Consider the following 21,688-nt stretch of genomic DNA (forward strand, 5'->3'; position numbering starts at 1 on the left):
ATCAATGCACCTCCCGCTGCGAGCGCTTGATTAGTTGCGCCGCCGGATCGGTCTCAAAGCGCGCTTCGAGCACCCGGATATCGAGGTTATTGGGCAGGCTGATGCGATGGGTCAGCACCAGGGTCATGGTCTCGGTGTCGATGCGCAGTGTGTCGGTGAGCATGGGCAGCGGCAGCAAGGCGCCGTTGAACAAACGCAGCAACACAAACGCTCGATGGCCGGGCATTTCCACCTGCGCGTATCCGCTCGGTGTCAGGCACGGGTCGGTCAGGTTGAAGAGTTCGATGCGCAGGTTGGGCGGTGGAAATTCGATCTGTTGATCGGTGGGCGCACCGTTCCAGTAGGCGAAGTCAAAGTCATAAGGCAGACCCGGCCAGCGCTCTGCTTGCCATACAGCGTCGTAGTTACCGGCCAGAGCCAGTCGCGGTGCCCAGGCCCGGCCGACCACCCCGAAACCTGCAGGTTGGTATTTGTAGGTGCCGGCCACCTGCATCATTTGCGTGGAGTCGAGCAGTCCATCAGGGTGTTTGGCTTTATCCAGGTGCAACACGGGCCTGTCGATTGCTTCGATTTGCGGCGCGGGCAGCACCCGCAGGGGCGCATCCAGCTTGAAGCCCAACTGCTCCTGGCGTTTCTCGATCCAGCCGCTGCCCAGCGGGTTGCTGTAGCAGACCTCGTTGAGCAGATACTCCGGGCTGTCAGGCTTTAACAGGTGCTCGGGGTTGCGCACCACGCTGCTGCCGCCAAAGGCATATTCCCAGCGCAGCGGAACGCTCAGAACGGGCTGCGCTTGAGTCAGTTGCCAACCGCCAAACAGGCTGTCTTTAAATTGCCGTGGCCCGCTAAAACGCAACTGTTTGTCCAGCAGATTGCGCCGGGTAGGGGCATTGGCGTGTGCCTTGGCGGCGGCCACGCGTTTCGCTTGCCATTCTTGAAGCTGGTATTCGTTCAACCGTTCGCCGGGGCTCAATGCTTCGGGCAGCGGCACGTCTATGTGCTCGTGCGCGACCGGAATGCTCAAGCGTACGCCTGCGTTCCACGACGTGGCCGGCAAGCCCTGCGGCGCATATGCCAGTCCCACCACGATCACATCACAGCGCGGTTTAAAGGGGGCCAGGTCGCTTTCTTCGCTGACGCTGCTGGTCCCTTCTTCGCCGTAATAGGCGTCATCGGTACACAACGCCACGGGCTCAACGTCCATGACCTCGGCGCGCAATTGCCCCGGTTGGCCATCCACCGGCAACAACCGATAACCGACCTTCATGGCCAGCACCGGATACTCTTGATCGTCCACACCCAGGGCGCTAAAACACAGCGCATCGAAGGGCGTCAGGTTACGAAATTCCATGACGCCTCCTCGCACGAGGGCGTTGAATACGGGTGGGCTTCAGGCGAAACCGGCTGGTCAAAATCTGTAGAAAAACCTCAAAGGCATCGTCCGGCAGGGGCTCGAAGATAAAGCGCAGATCGTGTTGATGGCACATGGGCGTCTCCTGGTCATTGGTAAGCGTTAATCGACCAGCCAGCTGGCATCGCCGTTTTCCAGCGATCCGCCGTGGTCAGTGGTATCACCTACGCGTGCGACGGCTTTGCCCTCGATGGTCATCAGAGCCGAACCGCTGGTAATGACAGCACCGCAACCCAAAGTGTCGCCAACACGCGCGACCGCGCTGTTGTTGATATTGAAAGCTGCTGCGCCACTGTTAACCGTGGTGGGGCCGCACAGCGGGCAAATGTGGTCATGGCCGACCAGTACGACTGCAGGCATAGAAAATCCTCAAAAAGTGATGTCGCAGGGGGGATTGCGCTGCGCTTGAAACCTGCGCAACGGAACGTGGGGTGTGAGGTTAAAAGCAGTAACAGGAGTGGTTAGCCGGGCATCGACGGCGCCGAGCGTGACTCCAGGTCGATAGCCTCTGGCCAGTGCACTTTGGGCGCGAGGCGGCGGGCGAGGTTGAAGCGTATTTTTTCGTTGTTCCAGTCGCGGGGCGGGTGCGGGAACAAGGGCAGCGCTTGCGGACCTTGCTGCATAAAGAGCTGGGCCATGGCCCAGTACATTTCACCTTGTTGCAGCTCATGGGCGAAATGAAAGCGATCAATCACCTTGCGGGTGCTGGGCTCCAGAACGGCCAAAGTGACCGTCTCAATCAGACCACCGCTGCCCATAGCGCCATAAATGCTGCAGGCCTCGGCGTGCAGATTGTCCCAGTCATACACTTCAGCGCGAGCCCCCCAAGCGCTGCGGCTGAAGGGCTTGAGGCCGTTATGACGGAAGCGGTAGACATAGACCTTGCCTCGGGCGCGGTTGAAACGGATGGGTTCGTCGCGTGGGGCTTCAGTGTCCATTCTCCAGATGTAGACTCCGAACGATGAGCCTGTAATAAACAGAACAGAACCGAAAAAGCTCAGCATCAAAGGAGGAGAATACTGCACTGTTACAACAAAAATAATTAATCCAGCGGGAAAAATCATTGATAACAGAAATATAAAAAGTGCTAACCAAACACCAATCCCACGCATCCTCATCGTTGCGCGCGCCAACTCAAGGTAGACATCGTCAATATGATTGGGTGGATTAGTGAGTACTGGCGGGTAAGGCTCTATGGATGGAGGCTCGTTGGGACCCGGTAAATCACGCTTCCAACCCGGAGCCGGTTTATCGAGTAGAGGTGTTTTTAATAGCATAAGTACGTTCCAGTTCGGAGTGAGCAGGCAGCCACAGGGCGAACGAAATATGAGGGTTAACCGTGCATCGACGGCGCCGAGCGTGACTCCAGGTCGATAGCCTCTGGCCAGTGCACTTTGGGCGCGAGGCGGCGGGCGAGGTTGAAGCGTATTTTTTCGTTGTTCCAGTCACGGGGCGGGCGCGGGAACGAGGGCAGCGCTTGCGGGCCTTGCTGCATAAAGAGCTGGGCCATGGCCCAGTACATTTCACCTTGCTGGATATCGTGGGCGAAGTGAAAACGGTCGACTACCTTATGAGTACCGGGCTCCAGTACTGCCAGCGTGACTGTCTGGGTCGAGCCGCCGCTGCCCATGGCGCCATAAATGCTGCAGGCTTCGGCGTGCAGATTGTCCCAGTCATACACTTCAGGGCGTGCCCCCCAGGCGCTGCGGCTGAAGGGCTTGAGGCCGTTGTGACGGAAGCGGTAGACATAGACCTTGCGTCGGGCGCGGTTGAAACGGATGGGCTCGTCGCGTGGGGCTTCAGTGTCCATTTTCCAGAAGTACATGCCCGCCCATAGGGCTGTAATACACCCGCACAGGCCAACTAAGACTAGAGATAGCGAAGGCGCTCTATGTTGTGTGACTGCATACACAATCAGAATGGCCGGGAAAGCTATGGACAGCAGGAAATTAAAAGGAGCTAGCCAAACGCCTACCCCACGCATCCTCATCGTGGCGCGCGCCAACTCAAGGTACACATCATCAACATGATTGGGAGGATTAGTGAGTACTGGCGGGTAAGGCTCTATGGATGGAGGCTCGTTTGGCCCCGGTAAATCACGCTTCCAGCCCGGGGCCGGTTTATCGAGTAGAGGTGTTTTAAATAACATGCGTTCTTTCCAGTTCGCAGTGAGCAGGCAGCCACAGGGCGAACGAAATATGAGGTTAGCCGTGCATCGATGGCGCCGAGCGTGATTCCAGGTCGATAGCCTCTGGCCAGTGCACTTTGGGCGCGAGGCGGCGGGCGAGGTTGAAGCGTATTTTTTCGTTGTTCCAGTCACGGGGCGGACGCGGGAACAAGGGCAGCGCTTGCGGGCCTTGCTGCATAAAGAGCTGGGCCATGGCCCAGTACATTTCACCTTGTTGCAGCTCATGGGCGAAATGAAAGCGATCAATCACCTTGTAGGTGCCAGGCTCCAGAACGGCCAGAGTGACCGTCTCAATCAGACCGCCGCTGCCCATGGCGCCATAAATGCTGCAGGCCTCGGCGTGCAGATTGTCCCAGTCATACACTTCAGCGCGTGCCCCCCAGGCGCTGCGGCTGAAGGGCTTGAGGCCGTTGTGACGGAAGCGGTAGACATAGACCTTGCGTCGGGCGCGGTTGAAGCGGATGGGTTCGTCGCGTGTGGCTGAAGTGTCCATTCGCCAGATGTAAATACCTAGCCATAGAGGTGCAATGGAGGCGAACAAAAGAGCCACACTGATGGCAAGTGAGGGGAAGGAAGCTCCGCTTGCGATAGAGTCGATCCACGTAGCCGGGGGGATCAATGAAATCAAAAGAAGAAAAGGAGCTAACCAAGCACCAACGCCCCGAGTTCTTACCGTGGCGCGCGCCAACTCAAGGTACACATCATCAACATGATTGGGAGGATTAGTGAGTACTGGCGGGTAAGGTTCTTTAGATGGAGGCTCGTTTGGGCCCGGTAAATCTCGCTTCCAGCCCGGGGCCGGTTTATCGAGTAGAGGTGTTTTAAATAACATAAGTACGTTCCAGTTCGCAGTGAGCAGGCAGCCACAGGGCGAACGAAATATGAGGGTTAGTCGTGCATCGACGGCGCCGAGCGTGACTCCAGATCGATAGCCTCTGGCCAGTGCACTTTGGGCGCGAGGCGGCGGGCGAGGTTGAAGCGTATTTTTTCGTTGTTCCAGTCACGGGGCGGACGCGGGAACGAGGGCAGCGCTTGCGGTCCTTGCTGCATAAAGAGCTGGGCCATGGCCCAGTACATTTCACCTTGCTGTATATCGTGGGCGAAGTGAAAACGGTCGACTACCTTACGGGTACCGGGCTCCAGTACTGCCAGCGTGACTGTCTGGATCGAGCCGCCGCTGCCCATGGCGCCATAAATGCTGCAGGCCTCGGCGTGCAGATTGTCCCAGTCATACACTTCAGCGCGTGCCCCCCAGGCGCTGCGGCTGAAGGGCTTGAGGCCGTTATGACGGAAGCGGTAGACATAGACCTTGCGTCGGGCGCGGTTGAAACGGATGGGCTCGTCGCGTGGGGCTTCAGCGTCCATTTTCCAGATGTGTATACCCGCCCATAGGGGAGCTATAAACGCAAATAGCCCGAAGAAGTAAAAAGCCAAAGAAGGGATGTTTTCCGTTGCTCTAAAAAGAACAATCCATATGAGAGGTGGAATCATAGAAAGCAACAAAAGAAAAGGCCCTATTAAAATACCAACACCCCGAACCCTCATCGTTGCGCGCGCCAATTCAAGGTACACATCATCAACATGATTGGGTGGATTAGTAAGTACTGCCGGGTAAGGCTCTATGGATGGAGGCTCGTTTGGCCCCGGTAAATCACGCTTCCAGCCCGGAGCCGGTTTATCGAGTAGAGGTGTTTTAAATAGCATAAGTACGTTCCAGTTCGCAGTGAGCAGGCAGCCACAGGGCGAACGAAATATGAGGGTTAGCCGTGCATCGATGGCGCCGAGCGTGACTCCAGATCGATAGCCTCTGGCCAGTGCACTTTGGGCGCGAGGCGGCGGGCGAGATTGAAGCGTATTTTTTCGTTGTTCCAGTCACGGGGCGGACGCGGGAACAAGGGCAGCGCTTGCGGGCCTTGCTGCATAAAGAGCTGGGCCATGGCCCAGTACATTTCACCTTGCTGCAGCTCATGGGCGAAATGAAAGCGATCAATCACCTTGTAGGTGCCGGGCTCCAGCACAGCCAAGGTGACCGTCTCAATCAGACCACCGCTCCCCATCGCGCCATAAATGCTGCAGGCCTCGGCGTGCAGATTGTCCCAGTCATACACTTCAGCGCGTGCCCCCCAGGCGCTGCGGCTGAAGGGCTTGAGGCCGTTGTGACGGAAGCGGTAGACATAGACCTTGCGTCGGGCGCGGTTGAAACGAATGGGCTCGTCGCGTGGGGCTGAAGTGTCCATTCGCCAGACGTAGATACCTGACCATAGAGCGACAGCAAAAGCTATTAATAAGAGGATGCTTGGAACTAGAGGCGGGGTGCTTTCAAGTTTGAATATGTCTGAGATCAAAAAGATTGGTGCGATGGTTGAGAGTAAGAAAAAAAAAGGAGCAATACAAACACCAACTCCACGCATCCTCATCGAGGCGCGCGACAACTCAAGGTAGACATCATCAACATGATTGGGAGGATTAGTGAGTACTGGCGGGTAAGGCTCTATGGATGGAGGCTCGTTTGGCCCCGGTAAATCACGCTTCCAGCCCGGGGCCGGTTTATCGAGTAGAGGTGTTTTAAATAACATGTGTTCTTTCCAGTTCAGGTAAGCGCCATTTGCCTCTTCGATCTTTCGAGAAGGAAGCCAGCAGTAAAAGGGCAAGTTAAGTGTTAATGGCTTGCAGCAAGGTTTGCCGTAGGACAGATACGAAATAAGCGGACTAACAGCAGACAGGCCATGTGGTTTACTGGTGATCCATTAAGGTGAGTTCCGCATAGGCATCGAGAATGTCGCGATTTGGCCAGTAGGTCAGGGACAAAGTGGCCGCTTCGATGTTGTGTCGACGGCTATCGGGCATCAGTTCAATCGCGCCTTTGATGTCTTTTACTTGCAGTGTGCGGGCATCGGCCGACGTGACCGTCCGAATGTTTAGGGTGGGTGTGGTGCTGTTGGACTGGTAATCCGGTTTTTTTGGCAGTTTGGGAACGGCCAGTGCTGTTTGACGCTTGCTGGCCGGTGTCGCCAGCCCGGGTGGGTTCAAATTGCCTTGCGCCACGACTTCACCGCCCAAGTACTGATCGGCCGCACCATCGCCGTGGCGATGGACCGTAAGTGACCAGCGATACGCCGAACGCTCGGCATCGAAGAGCGGCAGGATCAAGCGATATTCCAGTTGTCGCCTGAGGATTGCCGAGCTCTTGCCCATGTTGCCGGGAGAGTCGGTTTCGACGAGTCGCAAGCTGAAGTTGACGCCCGCCTCAACCCCCATGGTCGCGGCGTTGAGTTCGGCAATGGCCATGGCGGCATGTTCAGGTTTGTCCCAATGAACGGGGGGTGTTTCATTGTGAAAACCGAAGTAGCAGCGGCGTGCCCAGCGGTCGAGAGCTTTTGACTCTTTTCCATCTGCCCATTTGAACAATGCGTATCCTGCTAAACCGAGCAGTAAGGCTATGCCGAGTGGACCTAGCAGCGTGCTAGCACCCGTAGCAGCAGCCAAAATGCCCAGTCCTGCTCCCAAGCCGGAAAGTATCGTGGAGGAGGCGTACGCGTAAGACGCATAAATGTCCCCCCCCTTCGAACTACGACTAGCGGCAAACCCCGCTTGAGTCGCATCATAAAGACCCGACACAGCACTAATACTGCCCCCAACCCTTATAACAATGTTGCCAGCGTGTGCCGTTGCTTTGGCGGCTGCGGATGCCCGGGCAGATAATCCGCCGATCTTTTGCGCCTGCTCCGCTCCTTTTTCCAGTGCAATGCCTACGACTTCAATCCCGCCACCCAACACCCCCAAGCTACTCCCAAACAGCGCCAACCTGGCCTCATCGGATTTATCCCCAATGGCCTTTTCCGCTTCTTCAATGTTCTTCTTCAATGAGTCGCTGACCAAGTAGAGCCCGCCAATGGCCAGCAGCAGTTCGCTGCTGGTGGCGACACCGCGCAGCCCGGTAAATCCGGTGCGTACCCAGTGCGCCGCTTGTTGGGTTGATACTTTGAGGCCTTGCAGCAGCTTGCGCGTTTGCGGGTCGAGGGTGCCAAAACCGACGGTGACGTTCACCAGCAAGGCGTGCGCGCTTCGGCCCAGATGATCCACGCCCAGGTTGGCCTGGCGCATCAGGCTGTCTTGCAGTTCGGTGACTTTACCTTCGACCCAAACGCTGATGGTCACGGCATGGTCAGCTATTTTGGGGTGCAATACCGCCAGGCTGAGCAGGCCGTTCTGGATGATCGGGCGTACCTGTTTGCGCGCTTGGCGGGCCTCATGGTCGATCTCTCCCAATTTGTCTTTCGCGCTGTCCCAGGTGCGGTCGATGGCATCAGCGGCTTTTTGTTGCAGGCTGCGCAGGTATTCGGATTGCAGGGCGTAGTACTGACCCAGAGTCATCGTCACTTTGAGCTGGGTCAGATGCACGCCGTTATAGAGCAGTTGCACGGCACTGTTAAGACGCGACACAACACGCGCCACAGCCGGGCTGAGCGCCGGTTGCAAGCGGGCCGCCGCGCTGTTGAGAGCCCCCAGAAGTTGCGCCATGGCCAGTTGCAGATGAGGGCGAACAGAGTGTTTGAACTCGTCGCTGCCGATGAGCGCGACAATCGTGGAATAGAGTTTTTCAGTGTCGTTCCACTCACTCTCATCTGTCTCAGCGTTAAAGCTGGGCAGCAAGTCTGCCAGCAGTTTTTTGTCACGGACTAACAGGGCGCGATAGACCGGGCTTTGCGGATTGTTTAGCCAATCGCTCCACAGTGATGCCGTGGGGCCGGTGTCTGCAGGAGGGTTTTGGGTGTGCGAGTCTTTGTCTTGCGGGGGCGGCGCCTCGCTGATGCCGCCCTCCAGGCAGCGTGCCATGGTTTGGCAGTAGGCCAGCCCTGACGGGCGGTTGGCCCCGTCGTAGTCATGTTGCTCGATTCGTACAAACTGCTGTGAGCGGCAGGCGGCAACGTAGGCGTGTGCGCTCTGATCGATATAGCGCTGGTAGTTCGCCAACGCCTCTTCATAAAGTCGCTGAAACAGCGCGCGGGCTTGTTCGTCGTAACGCTCTTCCAGCGCCTCATCGGCGCTCAGGGTTCTTTGCCGTACGAGTCGTTCGCGTTGCACCTCGGGGCTGGAAAAGTCCGGTGGGCCATCGCCACTGACAGGATCAATCGCTGGCGGTGTCTGATTGTCAGCGGTTTCACGGTTTACGACGCGGATAGCCAGCAACAGCTGAGAGGTCTGGTATTTGTAGGCCCGCTCTGGCTCGCTCATCCACTGTTGTCGGGTCTCGATCCAGCCGTTACGCAGGCCGTTGTATTCCTGCACCAGACCGATGGTGTCATCCAGCACAAAGGCCAGTACGCCTTGCTGGAGTTTATGGGTCGCGATGGCGCTAATCACAAAGCCCTTCAGCGCGCCCACACGATGGGCCCGGCTGCAGAACCCGTGCACGCTATCAAAATACGGCGTGTGCGCTTGTTGTGAGTGCTCGTAGAAGCGCCAGTCTTTTACCGGAGGGTTAAGTGTTAGGACTGCGGATGAGGCTTCGGTTTTATGCGCTTGGTACTCGTAGACCTGCTTGTCCACCTGCAGGTTTTCAGTGTTCATGGCCAGGCCGACGCTGGCCGGATTGTCGCGTGCGCTGGCGAGGTCGAGCTTTTGAAAGCGCTCTGGAGCGCGACCGGCTTTGTAACCGTCCAGCACGCTGGCAGGCCAAGGGTCGCTGGCAAAGGCCAGCCAGGCGGTGGCGTGTTTGTCGGTGTCTATGTTGAGGAACGATGCCGGGCCATCGTGATGGGCGCTGACGCATGCATCGGACAGAGAAGCCTCGTTGGCGGGCGCGGGCTCGTAGGGGTTGAACTGGCGCAAATAGCCGTCCGGCGTCACCTGATAAGCCTGCCAGATCGAACGATCCAGCAGCACGTAGAGGTAGCCCGCACGCAAGGTGCGCAACCCCATGCGCGTATCAGTTTGTACGGTATCGGGTCGGGTTTGTTCATCCCGTGAGCGCGGCACGAGGGCGTGGCGCAACGGCAGAATGGGCAGGCCCTTACGTTGACAGGCCCTGCAACGGTCCGTTGAAACGGCCGTTTCGCTGATGGCGATGTTGAGTTGTGTACCCACAGTCATGGACAAGCTCCGGCATAGAATAAATCCTCCACAGCCTGCCTCCAGGCGCTGTCGTTGAAGAGAGCAAACAAGGTGCTGAGCGGTCGCTGTTCTTGGACAGCCTGCTTGATCACGCTGCGAACGCCGGCATGCTCATGCAGACGCGGGTGCAGCATCAGGTGGAACAAGGCCAGTGTCAGGAGGTCGGGTTGTTGTGCGAGCCCCAGCGTGCGGGCTTGGCGGATTTGCATGTAAGCCTTTGCAGCGGCTAGCGGCGGGAGTGCTGTAGGGCCGTTCCAGCGATCAGGTGCATAGGTGAGTGGCACTTGCAGCGCCCGCCGCCAACTGCTCAGCAGTGCAGACACCATGGGCACATCCTGCTGTATGGCGTAAGCGCGCTCGTCGGGAGCAGAACCCTGATCGGGGATGCCTGTCAGCATACCGCTGTCGCCGCTGCTAGTGGGCAGCAGCCAGTGTCGAACTGGCCACCACGGCCCCGGTTCATTACGACGGTAAGTGGCGACGAGCAACTCCAGGCGAAGGGGTTCATGCACCGGGAAATACGTGCGTGTCTGCCCCTGCGTCAGTTGGCCCAGAGCGATGACGTGGGCGCTGACGGTCTGTGCATTGGCGCCACTGCTGAGCCAGCCACACACATAGCGTTTGTGGCGGAAAAAATCATCTTTTGCGCGCAGAGCCGAGAGTGCCAACAGCTGTTGTGAGGGCGACCTGCCCGGCTCGGCCAGAGTCACGAGCACGGGGCAAGCTAATGGCGTATGCATCAAATCGGGACGCAGCAGGGGCGTAATGGCTTCCCGGCCGAGGGTTTGATGCAACGCCTCAATGTGCAACGGGTCGTCCGAGGCGCAGTCGGCCGACAGATCGAGCAGCAAGTACAGCGTGTCGTCGGGCGCATGGTGTTGTGCGACGAATGCCTGAACAGTGGCCGGGGTCATCGGTTTTTCTCCACGCAGGTCTGGCCTGTATCGGGCAGCAACGTCAGCGCCAGGGCATTACCTTCACCCGCTGCTTTAGCCGTCACCGGGCCCTGCAGGGTGATTGCAACGCCATTGAGATGAATGCCCTGTGCATCTAGCGTGATACTGCCGCCGGGGCCCTGGAACACCACGCGTTCACTGGCCTGCAGTTGATAGACCGTGGTGGCTTGATGCATGCCTTGGCCTGCGGTCAAACGATGCTGGCCTTTGATCGTGCTTTGGCTGTGGCCACCGACTTCGCTTTGGTGATTAGCGGTGGTGGAGTCGTAGCGATCATTGCCGACCTGCTGCCAAAGGTCTTTGCCGATGCTGACATCATGGTTACGCCCGATGGAAAGCGAGCGGTCTCGTCCGATCTCATTGGACTGGTCATGTGCAATGCAGAGGTGTTCGTCATTGCCTACTTCCTCCTTCCTGTCATTGCCCACAAACGTCGTGTTGTCATGCTTGATGTAAACGTTCTTGTCCCGCTCGGCATGGATGTAAACCTCTTGCTGGCCCACCTCGTCTTCAAAACGCAGTTCGTTAAAGCCCGTGCCTTTGTGGGTGCGGCTTTTGATGGTCATGCGGGTTTTGTGTTTGGGCAGTTCGTAGGGCGGCAGGTTGGCCTGGCGGTAGGCTCTGCCGGTGGCGATGGGTTGGTCGGGGTCGCCGTCGAGGTAGCTGATGATCAGTTCCTGGCCGATGCGCGGCACGGCCATGGCGCCCCATAAGGTGCCCGCCCAGCCTTGGGTGACGCGGATCCAGCAGGAGCTGTGGTCGTTTTCCTGGCTGTCTCGGTCCCACGGGAAGCTGACTTTGACCCGGCCCCATTCGTCGCAGTAGATCTCTTCCCCCGGCGGGCCGACCACGGTGGCGGTGTGCGGGCCATCGATGCAGGGTTTGGGCTGCAACGGGGCTTTCCACTCGGCGTCCCAGCGGATGGCGCTGGCCTTTAAATGGTAGGTGCTGCTGTAGTCGCTGCCGCCGGCTTCTTCTTGCAGGCTGCTGTGCTGTTTGCCGGTGTGTTCAAGGGCGATGCTGCGCCAGCGGTCGTTGAAATCCGGGCGCGGGTGTTCGCTGAGGTCGAAGGCCAGACCGGGTTGCAAGCGGGCGTCGTCGCCTTCGAGTTCGGCCATGCGCGCGTCGCTGCGCAAGGCGTGGAGGCGGGTTTTGGTAAAAGGTTTACCCGCCGCATCGCGTTTATAGCGGCCGGGGTAGTCGTAGCGCTCGTAGTCCTTGTGCTGGTTTTTCAGGGCCAGGCCGCCATCGGCGGTGTGTTGCTGGTTGTAGCGCGGGTGGGTAAAGGTGTAATCGCGCTGGACTTGCCGAGAAGTGCGCACCTGCTCGGTGTAGCTGAAGCGATGCAGGGCAGGCTCTGCCGAATCGCCGCCGCCCATGGGCTGGTAAAGCACCGGGCAGTCTTTGTGGGTGCCGATGGTGCCAAGGCCGCCAACACGATCGGTGAGGATCAAGGTGTGGCCATCGGTGCGGTGTTCGAAGGTGTAAAGGAGGCCTTCTTCAGCGGCGAGGCGGGCAATAAAGTCGAGATCGGTTTCACCCGCCTGCACGCAGTATTCGCGGGTCTGGTGATCGAAACAGATCTGTTTTTCCAGGTCGGTGATGCGTTGCCCCTTGAGCACCAGGGTGATGATCTCGGGTACGGTTTTGTACTGAAACATCCGCCAGTTGGAGCGCAGGCCCGCGCGGGCCAAGGTCGGTTCGATCACCGCGTGGTAGCGGGTACGGCGAAAACCGGTGTCGCCCTGACGGAACAGACTGACCAGACCATGGACATAGCGCACCGGCGTTTCGCCGCGCCAGACCGTGAACAGCGCGCCCAAATCAAGGACACGATTAAAGTCCACTGCCGGGTCGTGGCTGACCAGGTCCAGGGTTAATTTGAAGGGTTGCGACAAGCCTTCTTCGAGCTTGAACTCGACCACCTCAAAGGCATCGCCTTGCAGGGGCTCGAAGGTAAAACGCAGATCGCTTTGACGGGGCATGGGCGCTCCTGAGGCACGCTACCGCACGCCCCGTCATGGCGACGGGGCGTGCGCTGGCGAACACATAAAACTGCCTGCCAGAGCGGGCAGAAACAGCGGTGGGTTAAACCGGCTTGCGCCAGTCGTCTGAGGCTTCGGTCCCTGCAACCACGTGGCTCCAACTGACCTTGCGGTAGGCCAGGCTGGTCTTGATCAGTTGGGTGTAGTTGGCGTTATCGCTGTCCTGGGCGTGAGGCAGCAGGGTGTGTATTTCGACGACGGTGGCGTCTTCCAGCTTGGTGGTGAAGAAGTGCTCCTGTTTGCCATCGGTGGAGGTACGGAACCACTTGACCTCAACGGTGGGCAGCATTTCGCCGGTGGCCAGCGCCTGGTAGAGCATGGGCGAGGCCTTGCTCAAGGCACTGGTGAAGATCAGCGGTTTGTGTACCCGTTGCCCCGAAGGCTGGCCGCTTTGCGGGTCGGTGGGGGTGCTGATCAGGTGGTCGACTTCCTGGGCCAGAATTTCGTCCTCATGGCCTTCCACATACACGTTGCCCACCGAGTCGCCGGTAAACGCGCCTTTGGTGATGTGGCCCTGGGTCTGGCCGTGGATGCTGATGTAGGCAGGTGTTGGCATGACAAACTCCTTGTAACGATCAATAGAACAACCCGATGGGGTTGCTACCGTCGGTGTGACGGCATGGGTTTATGGCCCGGCAAGGGCCAAGGGTTTGCAGGCGCCCGATGCGGGCGCGCTGAAAATCGGCTACAGCGTGAGAATCCGGTCGAGGGAAACCAGCACTTGCTGGGTGATGCCGTGCAAACGCACGGCGTACACCGTGTACGCCACGACCAGCACCGCACCCGCCATGGCCCAAGGTGTCCACAACGGCCACGCGCGTTTGATGCGGTAGTTACGCGGGGCGACGTGGGTCAGGGGCTCGGTCAGGCGTTTGGGCGTCTCGCCGCGCAGCGGGCGCAAGAGGCCGTGCAGGTGATTGATGATCCGTTGCAGTTCGTCATCGCCTCGGGGCACGTTGCCGTGTTTGCCCTTGAGGCCCGTGCACAGGCACAGGTACATGAACTCCAGCACATGCTGGTATTTGGCGGCGTCGGTGGCCATGCGGGCGAGCAGGGTGAAGAACTTCTCGCCACCCCAGGATTCATGATGAAACACGCTGAGCAGCGAGCGCGTACTCCAGTTTGAACACCTGCCCCACGGCGTACTCATCACCACTTCGTCCACCAGCAGGCACAGGCTGTAGGAATATGCCTTGAGGGCGCCGGGGTCATAGTCCAGCGAGTTGAGCTCTTCCATGATCGTGCTGATCTGGTTATGCAGGTCGCGGTACAGCGCGTTGATATCGGCATGCCGGTCCAGGTGGCGCAGGCGAATCAGCAGGCCGATCAGGGGCATGGCCGGGTCGCACAACGGATTCCAGGCCAGACCGCGCAACTCGAATTCAGGGTCGGCCAGGTACGTTTGCGTCTGCTCTGTGATCACCGTCTCGTCGGAGGTGATCGCGCCCTGAAGGTCCTTGATGGAGGGTGCTGACGTGGTGTCTTCACTCATTTTTTTCACTCCTGATCGCCCAGAACTGCAGTTCCAGTTCGGGGAAGTCGCCGGCGACATGGAAGCCAAACCCGCTGCCCGTGCTCAGGCTCTGCCAGCCAGGGTGATGACGGTCGAGTTCGAAGTAGCTGAAGCCGGAATGGAACGGCAGATGGCGCGGCGCCACGGGCAGCGGGATCAGGGCAATGCCCGGTAACTGCAAACTGACCAGTTCGCCCAAGGCTTCGGTGGCGCTGATCTTTATCTGTTTGGGCAACTGCTCGCGCAGGGTTTCCAGCGGCAGATTGGCGCGTACCGCGAGGATGAACTCGGCAGAGTCCAGCAGGCGTTTGTCGCCCAGCAGCGCAGTGAGCACGCCGAATTCCTGGGCGACGATGGGCAGCGACACGGCGCGTGGCTGCAAGACGGTCCCCAGCGCCCGGCGCAAGGTGTGCTCCAGCGGTTTGAAGCAGGCCCGCAAGTTGTCGTGCTGGTAGGCCGGGTACTCCTGGGGCAGGCGGCCCTCGTCGGTAAAGGTCACCAGTTCGCCGCAGGCCTGGGCGAAGGTGATGTACAGCCGCTCGGGGTGGACATGGCGTTGCCGGGCCAGGTGCTGGAACAGCGGGTACATCCGGTTGAGGGTTTGCAGCAGGTTGAAATCGGTGACATCGGCCACCCCCGATTGCCCCGACGAGCCGATGCGTTCAGCCAGGTTTTTGGCCCGCTCGCGGATCTGCCCGGCCACTTCACCGAGGTAGCGTTGCAGCACCGGTACGGCCTGCAAGGACACACAAGTGGGGTAAAAATGCTCGTCCATCACCAGGCTGCCGTCCGGGCGTTTATCGAGGATCTTGCCCACGGCAATGCAGGTGAAGGCGCTGCGGTCTTCGTCCTCAAGCATCAGCTTGAGGTTGGGCACGGCCACATTCATCGTGGTCACATCGCCGACTTCGCTGTGGGTGTCACGCACATCCACCTGCTGGGCCAGGTAACGGCTATTGGCATAGCCTTCGGGCCAGCGTATCTCCAGGGCCTGAGCCGACTTGAGCGGCAGCGTCAGGAACACGGTCTGGTTGGCCGCACTGCTGTGGGTAATTTCCAGCGGGGTGGGTGGCGCCTGATCAGTGGGAATATCAAAGACGCTGCCGTCGGGCATGATCCCGCGTGCCCGGGTCAGGGCGATCTTGCCAAAGCTCAGGTACTCGCTGTTGAGCGCCAGTTCGCTGAAACCATAGAGCGCGTCGTTGAGGCTGTTGAGGCGTTGCTGCACGGCCGCTTCGGCGGCGCGGGCCTGTTGCTGGAAATGCTGGGGTTTGACGAACAACCCCTCGTACCAAATGACCGGGTGACGTGAACTCATCAGTGGGCTCTCTGCGTGAAAGGGGGAGAAAAGGCATTCATCGGGTTTCCCCTTTGAGCTCAACGCTGGCGGCGTCCAGTTGCACCAGCAGCGCGTATTGATGGCCCTTGGGGTCTACGCGCAGGGTCTGCTTCCACTGGGCGTTGTCGGCGTCGTAGTAGTGGGCGATCACCGCGATAAAACGCGTGTCTTCGTCCAGGCTCTGCGGGTCGATAAATTTGAATTGGCCCGGCTGCAGCAGGTAGTCGTCGGCGCGGATCCAGGTGCTGCCCAAGGTCTTTTTCAGGTCATCCGTCAGCGTCTGGAGACTGGCGTTGCGCAGCAGGCTGTCATCGCTCAGTTGCAGCACCTTGAACCCGATGGGGCTGGCGATGGAGCGCGGCGCTTCAGCGTCTTGCGGGGTAGACAAACTGACACCGGGGGCGTCGTAGTCGCCAAAGGGCGAGGCTTCAACCACAGACATTTGTGTGTCCGTGTCGGGCTCTGGCAGGCCCGCTGACTGCGGCGTGACGGTCTCGTGAACGTGATCCAGCAGCGCCTGCAATTGCTCGGTCAGCGCCTGCGGGCTGGCGGCCTCCACGCTCACGGTATAGGGCGAACGAATCGGCGTTTCGGCGGGGCCGGCTCCGGGGATGATCAGGCGCTGATTGACGCTGTGGCTGGCATACAGGCTCAACGAGTAGCGGCTGGGTTGATCATCAGGTCCGCCCACCGGGATCGACGGCGTCCAGATCACCTGGCCGATCTTGCCGAGCAGGGTGCAACCGACCAACGCCAGGCAGCCGAGCAGCAACAGGGCGAAGCGGATATGGCCGCCCATGTGCGTGCTGTCGAGGTGCACGGCGCGGTGGGGTTTTGCGCGCTCGACGCGGGGTTTGTCAGCGCTGGCATGGGCTGCATAATCCAGCACGTCGTGCAATGGCGGCGCTGCGGTGATCGCCTCCAGTGCCAGCAGCGGGTCGCTCTCCCGGGCGGGGTCCAGAGGGCGACTCAACTGCTCAAATTCGTGGCAGATGTGCGTGTTTGTGTCTGCCGGGGGCAGAAAAGGCAACGTGTGGGCGTTCCAGTCTTCAAGTCCATCCCGGCGGCCGGTGAGCAGTTCATTGAGCGAGCGCTGGCTCAGGTGGCGACGGTCGTCTGTCAGCTCATGGGCATCCAGGTGCACGGCGATTTGGTAGTCGCCGATGTGTAAAAAATCCCCCTCGTTCAACTGCACGGTGGTGCCACGGCCCAAGGGCAGGGCATGGCCGTTGGCATAGGTGTGGCCGCAGTGATCGGTGACGCAGGCGCGATTGCCCAGCCAGTGGATCTGGCAATGGTGGGGGCGAACGCTGTGGCTGCGGTCGTTGAGCAGCCAGTCGCAGTCCACACTGCCGATGCTGCCGCCGTGCAAGGCAAAACGGTGGGTGGGCTGGCAACCGTGGAGTAATTGCGCGGGGTTGCTGATGACCAACGTGAGGTTCATGCGCGCCCCCTGATCCGTACCACGGCGGGGTGACGTTGTGCCTGGCACTCGATGAAACTGGTCCAGCCCAAGTGAGTCCCGCCTTCGCGGCGCAGGTTGAACGGCGGCACGTCTTCTTCGCGCAGGCCCAGTTCCACGTAATAAGCCGGTACATCCCGCGCCAGAAAATCCAGTAACTGGCGCAGCCGTGCACACTGGCCCCCGCTGGGCAGGAACTCCCGGAAGCGCTTTTGCGACAGGTTGGGGATCACCAGGGTGAATTGGCTGGCGCGTGTGCGGGCACGGTCGCCGATGGTGAAGTTCTCCCCGAGTACACAGTTAAGTGAGCCGAGGGCCACGCGATGGCGCTTGAGCAAGGGCACCGAGCGCGGTTCAAACTCACGGATGTAAACGCCGTGCAGATCAAAACAATGCTCCACAATCCCGCTCACCACTGACGGCGCACGGCTGCGGCTGGCAATCAACCCGGCAAAGCTCAACAGACGCCCCCAGGGCAGCGGTGTCGCGCCGCGCAGGTCGTTGTCATTGAGGCCAATCAGGGAAAACACATAGCGCGAGAAGCGGTCGCGAGCGTTTGCCTGGAAGCGGATGTAGTAGCGATATTTTCGCCAGCTGTGGTGCAGCAAGGTCAGCAGGCGATGATTGAAAAAATCGAGGAACTCGGGGCGAATGCCACGGCCCTGCGCTTGCTCATAGGCCAGGCGGTCCAGGTAATAACCGGGCAGCGGCGAGTCGGCACCCTGCAAGCCCAGAAACGTGGTTTGCACGCGGTAGCGCTCGTTGCCGAGCGTTTCATCGACACGCTCGGCAACGGTCAGGTCCGAGGCCGGAAAGCCCATGCCCGCGTGGCTTTGCAAACGAATCCGGCGACGGCTGGCGCGGCTTGCAGGCTGGGCTTCCAGGTCATCGTCGTGCAGCGCGTGCAGGTGTTCCAGCAGACGATGGAACGAGTAGTTCCGCGCATCGGCCAGGAGCGTGTCGGCTAGATCACGGGTTGTCTGCCAGTCAACAGTGGCCATTCATAGCACTCGTTGTTAGTGGTATTGATCACTTCCAGCATGTGGAAGGAGTTGATGCTTGCGTAGAGCGCGAAGAAGTGCGAAAGCACGCTGGCGAACAGGTACAGCTCGCCCTCGCAGAGGAACGCCTGCTGGTCCAGCTTCAAGCGGGTGTGCAGGCCGCGCACGGGCAGGCCCTTCATCAGCCAGTCAATGGGCGTGGTGACGGCTTCGCCAATCCCGTCCAGGCGCTTGCGGGTGGCGCGGGTCTGTTGCAGGTCGTGCAAGGCGGCAAAGTCATAGGCGCGGATCACCGCCTTGAGCGGCTCTGCCGAGAGCAGTGACAGGTAGTTCAGTGACAGGTTGGAAATCAGCGTCCAGTGCAGGCTGGCGTCCAGCACCGGGCGATACGAGCGGGTGGGCGCGATCAGGTTGGTGTAGGTGGCAAAGGACGGCGTGGTCTCGGTCGACAGCGACACGTCATCAATGCCCAGCGCCTGGGGTAAATCACGGTTGCTGCAGGTCAGTTCGATGGACGCGGTTTCATGCTCGCCGATGTAGTCGCGTTCATCGCCGCGCACAAAGGCAATGCGCTGCTGCAACCCCTCGCGGCCATGGGACTCTTCGATGTGGGTGCGAAAGTACAGCGCCGTGCGGCCCTGGGCGTGTTCGATCTCATGCTGAAAAGACTCAAAAGGCGTAAAGGTGCGCAGCGGGTCGCCCTTGTGTTCTTTGTCGCTGGCGCTCCAGCCGGCCACGCGGTCGACACTGAAAATCTCATAGGCGTCAGGGCGCTGCCCGGTGGGGATGACCCGCTGTTCCAGGCTGCGCCCGTCCAGGGCAATGGGTTCGGCATCGTGACTGAACAGGTTGACCGCCGGGGCGCAGAACAGGTGCAGGTCGTGGGTCTGTAAACGAATGTCGCCGGGCATGGGCCGGGAGAACTGGAACTCGAAGCGAATCTCATCGGTGCTGATGGCAGGCCAGGCTTTGCCCAGACGGGTCAGGCTAAAGAAGTGAAAGCGCTGCGGGAACACGAAGTATTCCTGCAAGATCCGATAGCCGTCGAAGACATTGCGCGGGTAGGGCAGCAACGCCTCTTGCGGGGTAAACCCCGGAAAGCCGATGTCTTGGGGGTTCAGCCCGTAGGCGGTGCCATTGACGTACAGGGTCACGCTTTTGAGGTAATGGGCGATCCACAGGTACAGGGTTTGCGCCGTGGCGTTGCCACCGCCCAGGTGAAAATCCAGTTGATCGCAGCCCAGGCTGTTCAGCGGTTGCCGGGTCAATACGCTGAGGTCGATGCGCACCACCGAGGCTTCGCGGCTGTGGGCATCGCTCACGCATTTGACCGCCAGCGGGTACAGACTGACCTCGGTGCAGGTGCGAAATTCGCAACTGATGCCGTCCACCGGTTTGGCAAACAGCGGTGTGCCTTTGGGCAGCACCTGGCGCTGGCTGATGGCGTCGGGCAGCGGTTTGAAACGCACGATGGTGCAACTGGGCAATGGCCGCAAATAGTTGGGCCAGAGCATTTGCAGCAGCGGATGCGTCAACTCCGGCAGGTCATCGTCAATCTTCATGCAGAGCTTGGCGGTGAGAAACGCAAAGCCTTCCAGCAGCCGTTCCACATCCGGGTCGTTGGCCTTGTCACCCAAAAACTGCGCCAGTTGCGGGTTGTCCTCGGCAAACTCACGGCCCAGCTCACGCAAGTAACGCATCTCTTCGGCAAAGCGTTCTTTCAAGCCCATGACGTCCCCCTTTATTTCACGCGGGTGTAGCCGTCGCGGCCGTGCATGGCCACGTCGATCAGCACCCTTTCGTCCTTGTGGTTGAGCTGCACCTGGCAATCGAGGCGAAAGTTCAGCTCCAGCGGTAAATCCGGGTCGGGCTGATAGCGCACGCCAACGACCTTGATCCTTGGTTCGAATGCTTCGATTGAGCGGCGTATGTCGGCGCTGATAGCGATCACCAAGTCAGAGCTGCCCTGGGCTGCGCCATTGAAGTCGCGCAGGCCCAGTTCAGGGCTGCTTTGCGAGCAGCCCTGGCGGGCATTGAGTACGTGCTCCAGATGGCGCTTGATCGCGTCGATACGCTGGCGGGCCTGTTCGTCCGCGGTGCCCGGGCGGTAGCGCGGTGCGTCAGGCTCCAGACGTTCGAACAGGCTGGCGCGGCCCAATTACTGGGTGTCCAGCCGACCGACCAGTGAGATCTCGAAGTTGGCGCCCATGTACTTGAAGTGCGGGCGGATCGACAACGACACCTGATACCAGCCCGGGTTACCAGCCACGTCCTGCACATCAATCTGGGCCGCGCGCAACGGGCGACGGCTGCGCACATCGGCTGAAGGGTTGTCCTGATCGGCGATGTACTGCTTGAGCCAGGTGTTGAGTTCGCGCTCCATGTCCTGGCGTTCTTTCCAGCTGCCGATCTGCTCGCGTTGCAGGACTTTGATGTAGTGGGCCAGGCGGTTGACGATAAACAGGTAGGGCAATTGCGTGCCGAGCTTGTAGTTGGTCTGGGCCTCCTGACCTTCGCGGGTCTTGGGGAAGGCTTTGGGTTTCTGAATGGAATTGGCCGAGAAAAACGCCGCGTTGTCGCTGCCCTTGCGCATGGTCAGCGGGATAAAACCGGCTTCTGCCAGCTCATATTCCTTGCGGTCAGAAATGAGCACTTCGGTGGGGATCTTGGCTTGCAACTGGCCCAGTGATTCATACAAATGCACCGGCAGATCCTCTACCGCACCCCCCGATTGCGGGCCGATGATGTTCGGGCACCAGCGGTAACGGGCGAAGCTGTCGGTGAGTCGGGTGGCCATCAAAAAGGCCGTGTTGCCCCACAGGTAGTTGTCATGCTGGCCGTCGATGGCTTCGTCGTAACTGAAGCTGCGCACCGGGTTTTCCAAGCCGTCATAGGGCGTGCGCAACAAAAAGCTGGGCAGGGTGGCGGCGATGTATTTGGAGTCTTCCATCTCGCGCAAGCTGCGCCATTTGGTATGGCTGGGGCCTTCAAAGATGTCGTTGACCTCCTTGATCGATGGCAGGTCCTGGAAGCTTTTGAGATTGAAGAATTCGGGGCTGGCGGCCATGACGAACGGTGCGTGGGCCATGGCGCCTACAGAGGCCACATAGCTGAGCAAACGGATGTCCGGTGACGAAGGACCGAAGGTGTAGTTACCGATCATGGCAGCGATGGGTTCGCCACCAAACTGGCCGTAGCCTGCGGTGTACACGTGCTTGTAGAGGCCGCTACGGGTGATATCGCCAGCGTTGTCGAAATCGTCGAGCATTTCTTCTTTGGTGACATGCAGCACGTCGAGCTTGATGTTCTCGCGAAAGTCCGTGCGATCCACCAGCAGTTTCAGCCCGCGCCACGCCGATTCCAGTTGCTGGAACTGCGGCTGGTGGAGGATTTCGTCCATCTGCTTGCTCAAGGCAAGGTCGATTTCGCTGATCATCTGATCAACCCGGAACTTGTTCACGGGCTGTTCGTGATGGCCGCTTTGCAATATCTCGCTGATGAACGCGGCCACGCCTTGTCTGGCGACCGCATAGCCTTCCTGGGCCGGGGTCATCATGGTGTTGGCCAGCAGTTGATCGAGTAGCGAGGTGGGGGCATCGGTCACCCGGATTTGGGCGTTGGCACTTTCCATCGGCATGGGTGGTACTCCGTTTTATGAGCTC

The 21,688-nt window shown here is 59.7% G+C and carries 18 protein-coding genes; all 18 read right to left on the reverse strand.

What is annotated here, in order from left to right; genetic code table 11:
• Nucleotide 1: 1 nt before the first annotated feature.
• The 18 genes from GHO41_RS00440 to tssC all read right to left on the reverse strand — a co-directional run bounded on the left by GHO41_RS00440 (nt 2) and on the right by tssC (nt 21,657).
• A complete protein-coding gene (locus GHO41_RS00440; RefSeq protein WP_153432573.1) occupies nt 2–1,348 on the reverse strand; it encodes a DUF2169 domain-containing protein in 1,347 nt (448 codons plus the stop codon).
• A gap of 162 nt (nt 1,349–1,510) precedes the next feature.
• Nucleotides 1,511–1,768: a PAAR domain-containing protein gene (locus GHO41_RS00445; protein WP_048373686.1), complete on the reverse strand. Its 258-nt coding sequence runs from the start codon at nt 1,766–1,768 to the stop codon at nt 1,511–1,513.
• Between the two features lie 101 nt (nt 1,769–1,869).
• Nucleotides 1,870–2,685, reverse strand: coding sequence for a DUF6708 domain-containing protein (locus GHO41_RS30605; RefSeq protein WP_371928779.1), 816 nt, complete (start codon nt 2,683–2,685; stop codon nt 1,870–1,872).
• 56 nt (nt 2,686–2,741) lie between these two features.
• A complete protein-coding gene (locus GHO41_RS30610; protein WP_323370827.1) occupies nt 2,742–3,557 on the reverse strand; it encodes a DUF6708 domain-containing protein in 816 nt (271 codons plus the stop codon).
• 55 nt (nt 3,558–3,612) lie between these two features.
• Nucleotides 3,613–4,428 (reverse strand): DUF6708 domain-containing protein, encoded by an 816-nt coding sequence (locus GHO41_RS30615; protein ID WP_371928780.1) that lies wholly within the window; start codon nt 4,426–4,428, stop codon nt 3,613–3,615.
• Nucleotides 4,429–4,484: 56 nt separating this feature from the next.
• Nucleotides 4,485–5,300 carry a DUF6708 domain-containing protein gene (locus GHO41_RS30620; protein WP_371928781.1) on the reverse strand — a complete coding sequence of 272 codons (816 nt, stop codon included), beginning with the start codon at nt 5,298–5,300 and terminating at the stop codon, nt 4,485–4,487.
• Nucleotides 5,301–5,356: 56 nt separating this feature from the next.
• Entirely contained in the window at nt 5,357–6,172 is an 816-nt protein-coding gene (locus GHO41_RS30625; protein WP_371928782.1) for a DUF6708 domain-containing protein, read from the reverse strand.
• Between the two features lie 157 nt (nt 6,173–6,329).
• Nucleotides 6,330–9,689, reverse strand: a complete 3,360-nt coding sequence (locus GHO41_RS00475; RefSeq protein WP_153432582.1) for a T6SS effector BTH_I2691 family protein — start codon at nt 9,687–9,689, stop codon at nt 6,330–6,332.
• Nucleotides 9,686–10,624 carry a hypothetical protein gene (locus GHO41_RS00480; protein WP_053225214.1) on the reverse strand — a complete coding sequence of 313 codons (939 nt, stop codon included), beginning with the start codon at nt 10,622–10,624 and terminating at the stop codon, nt 9,686–9,688. Before GHO41_RS00480 ends, GHO41_RS00475 begins: the two co-directional genes overlap by 4 nt.
• Nucleotides 10,621–12,651 (reverse strand): type VI secretion system Vgr family protein, encoded by a 2,031-nt coding sequence (locus tag GHO41_RS00485; protein ID WP_153432583.1) that lies wholly within the window; start codon nt 12,649–12,651, stop codon nt 10,621–10,623. The genes GHO41_RS00480 and GHO41_RS00485 overlap by 4 nt, the downstream gene beginning before the upstream one ends.
• 103 nt (nt 12,652–12,754) lie before the next feature.
• A complete protein-coding gene (locus GHO41_RS00490; protein ID WP_048373680.1) occupies nt 12,755–13,267 on the reverse strand; it encodes an Hcp family type VI secretion system effector in 513 nt (170 codons plus the stop codon).
• A 129-nt stretch (nt 13,268–13,396) separates the two neighbouring features.
• A complete protein-coding gene (icmH, locus tag GHO41_RS00495) occupies nt 13,397–14,203 on the reverse strand; it encodes a type IVB secretion system protein IcmH/DotU (RefSeq protein ID WP_053225470.1) in 807 nt (268 codons plus the stop codon).
• Nucleotides 14,196–15,542, reverse strand: a complete 1,347-nt coding sequence (gene tssK / locus GHO41_RS00500; RefSeq protein ID WP_153432584.1) for a type VI secretion system baseplate subunit TssK — start codon at nt 15,540–15,542, stop codon at nt 14,196–14,198. Before tssK ends, icmH begins: the two co-directional genes overlap by 8 nt.
• Before the next feature lie 37 nt (nt 15,543–15,579).
• Nucleotides 15,580–17,007, reverse strand: coding sequence for a type VI secretion system lipoprotein TssJ (gene tssJ, locus GHO41_RS00505; protein WP_153432585.1), 1,428 nt, complete (start codon nt 17,005–17,007; stop codon nt 15,580–15,582).
• Entirely contained in the window at nt 17,004–18,026 is a 1,023-nt protein-coding gene (gene tssG, locus GHO41_RS00510) for a type VI secretion system baseplate subunit TssG (protein WP_153432586.1), read from the reverse strand. Before tssG ends, tssJ begins: the two co-directional genes overlap by 4 nt.
• On the reverse strand, nt 17,990–19,756 hold the full coding sequence (tssF, locus tag GHO41_RS00515; protein WP_153432587.1) for a type VI secretion system baseplate subunit TssF: 1,767 nt from the start codon (nt 19,754–19,756) through the stop codon (nt 17,990–17,992). Before tssF ends, tssG begins: the two co-directional genes overlap by 37 nt.
• 11 nt (nt 19,757–19,767) lie before the next feature.
• On the reverse strand, nt 19,768–20,184 hold the full coding sequence (gene tssE, locus GHO41_RS00520) for a type VI secretion system baseplate subunit TssE (protein WP_048373670.1): 417 nt from the start codon (nt 20,182–20,184) through the stop codon (nt 19,768–19,770).
• On the reverse strand, nt 20,185–21,657 hold the full coding sequence (gene tssC, locus GHO41_RS00525) for a type VI secretion system contractile sheath large subunit (protein WP_153432614.1): 1,473 nt from the start codon (nt 21,655–21,657) through the stop codon (nt 20,185–20,187).
• Nucleotides 21,658–21,688: the final 31 nt, after the last annotated feature.

The sequence above is a fragment of the Pseudomonas sp. FSL R10-0399 genome (assembly GCF_009600165.1).
Taxonomy (GTDB): domain Bacteria; phylum Pseudomonadota; class Gammaproteobacteria; order Pseudomonadales; family Pseudomonadaceae; genus Aquipseudomonas; species Aquipseudomonas helleri.

Bases quoted from the DNA above. Each gene is read 5' to 3' on its own strand.
- tssG (WP_153432586.1), bottom strand. From the start codon at position 18,026: ATGGCCACTGTTGACTGGCAGACAACCCGTGATCTAGCCGACACGCTC.
- GHO41_RS00475 (WP_153432582.1), bottom strand. From the start codon at position 9,689: ATGACTGTGGGTACACAACTCAACATCGCCATCAGCGAAACGGCCGTT.
- GHO41_RS00445 (WP_048373686.1), bottom strand. From the start codon at position 1,768: ATGCCTGCAGTCGTACTGGTCGGCCATGACCACATTTGCCCGCTGTGC.
- GHO41_RS30610 (WP_323370827.1), bottom strand. From the start codon at position 3,557: ATGTTATTTAAAACACCTCTACTCGATAAACCGGCCCCGGGCTGGAAG.
- GHO41_RS00440 (WP_153432573.1), bottom strand. From the start codon at position 1,348: ATGGAATTTCGTAACCTGACGCCCTTCGATGCGCTGTGTTTTAGCGCC.
- GHO41_RS30605 (WP_371928779.1), bottom strand. From the start codon at position 2,685: ATGCTATTAAAAACACCTCTACTCGATAAACCGGCTCCGGGTTGGAAG.
- tssK (WP_153432584.1), bottom strand. From the start codon at position 15,542: ATGAGTTCACGTCACCCGGTCATTTGGTACGAGGGGTTGTTCGTCAAA.
- GHO41_RS30620 (WP_371928781.1), bottom strand. From the start codon at position 5,300: ATGCTATTTAAAACACCTCTACTCGATAAACCGGCTCCGGGCTGGAAG.
- tssJ (WP_153432585.1), bottom strand. From the start codon at position 17,007: ATGAACCTCACGTTGGTCATCAGCAACCCCGCGCAATTACTCCACGGT.
- GHO41_RS30625 (WP_371928782.1), bottom strand. From the start codon at position 6,172: ATGTTATTTAAAACACCTCTACTCGATAAACCGGCCCCGGGCTGGAAG.
- tssC (WP_153432614.1), bottom strand. From the start codon at position 21,657: ATGGAAAGTGCCAACGCCCAAATCCGGGTGACCGATGCCCCCACCTCG.
- GHO41_RS30615 (WP_371928780.1), bottom strand. From the start codon at position 4,428: ATGTTATTTAAAACACCTCTACTCGATAAACCGGCCCCGGGCTGGAAG.
- tssF (WP_153432587.1), bottom strand. From the start codon at position 19,756: ATGGGCTTGAAAGAACGCTTTGCCGAAGAGATGCGTTACTTGCGTGAG.
- GHO41_RS00485 (WP_153432583.1), bottom strand. From the start codon at position 12,651: ATGCCCCGTCAAAGCGATCTGCGTTTTACCTTCGAGCCCCTGCAAGGC.
- GHO41_RS00490 (WP_048373680.1), bottom strand. From the start codon at position 13,267: ATGCCAACACCTGCCTACATCAGCATCCACGGCCAGACCCAGGGCCAC.
- GHO41_RS00480 (WP_053225214.1), bottom strand. From the start codon at position 10,624: ATGACCCCGGCCACTGTTCAGGCATTCGTCGCACAACACCATGCGCCC.
- icmH (WP_053225470.1), bottom strand. From the start codon at position 14,203: ATGAGTGAAGACACCACGTCAGCACCCTCCATCAAGGACCTTCAGGGC.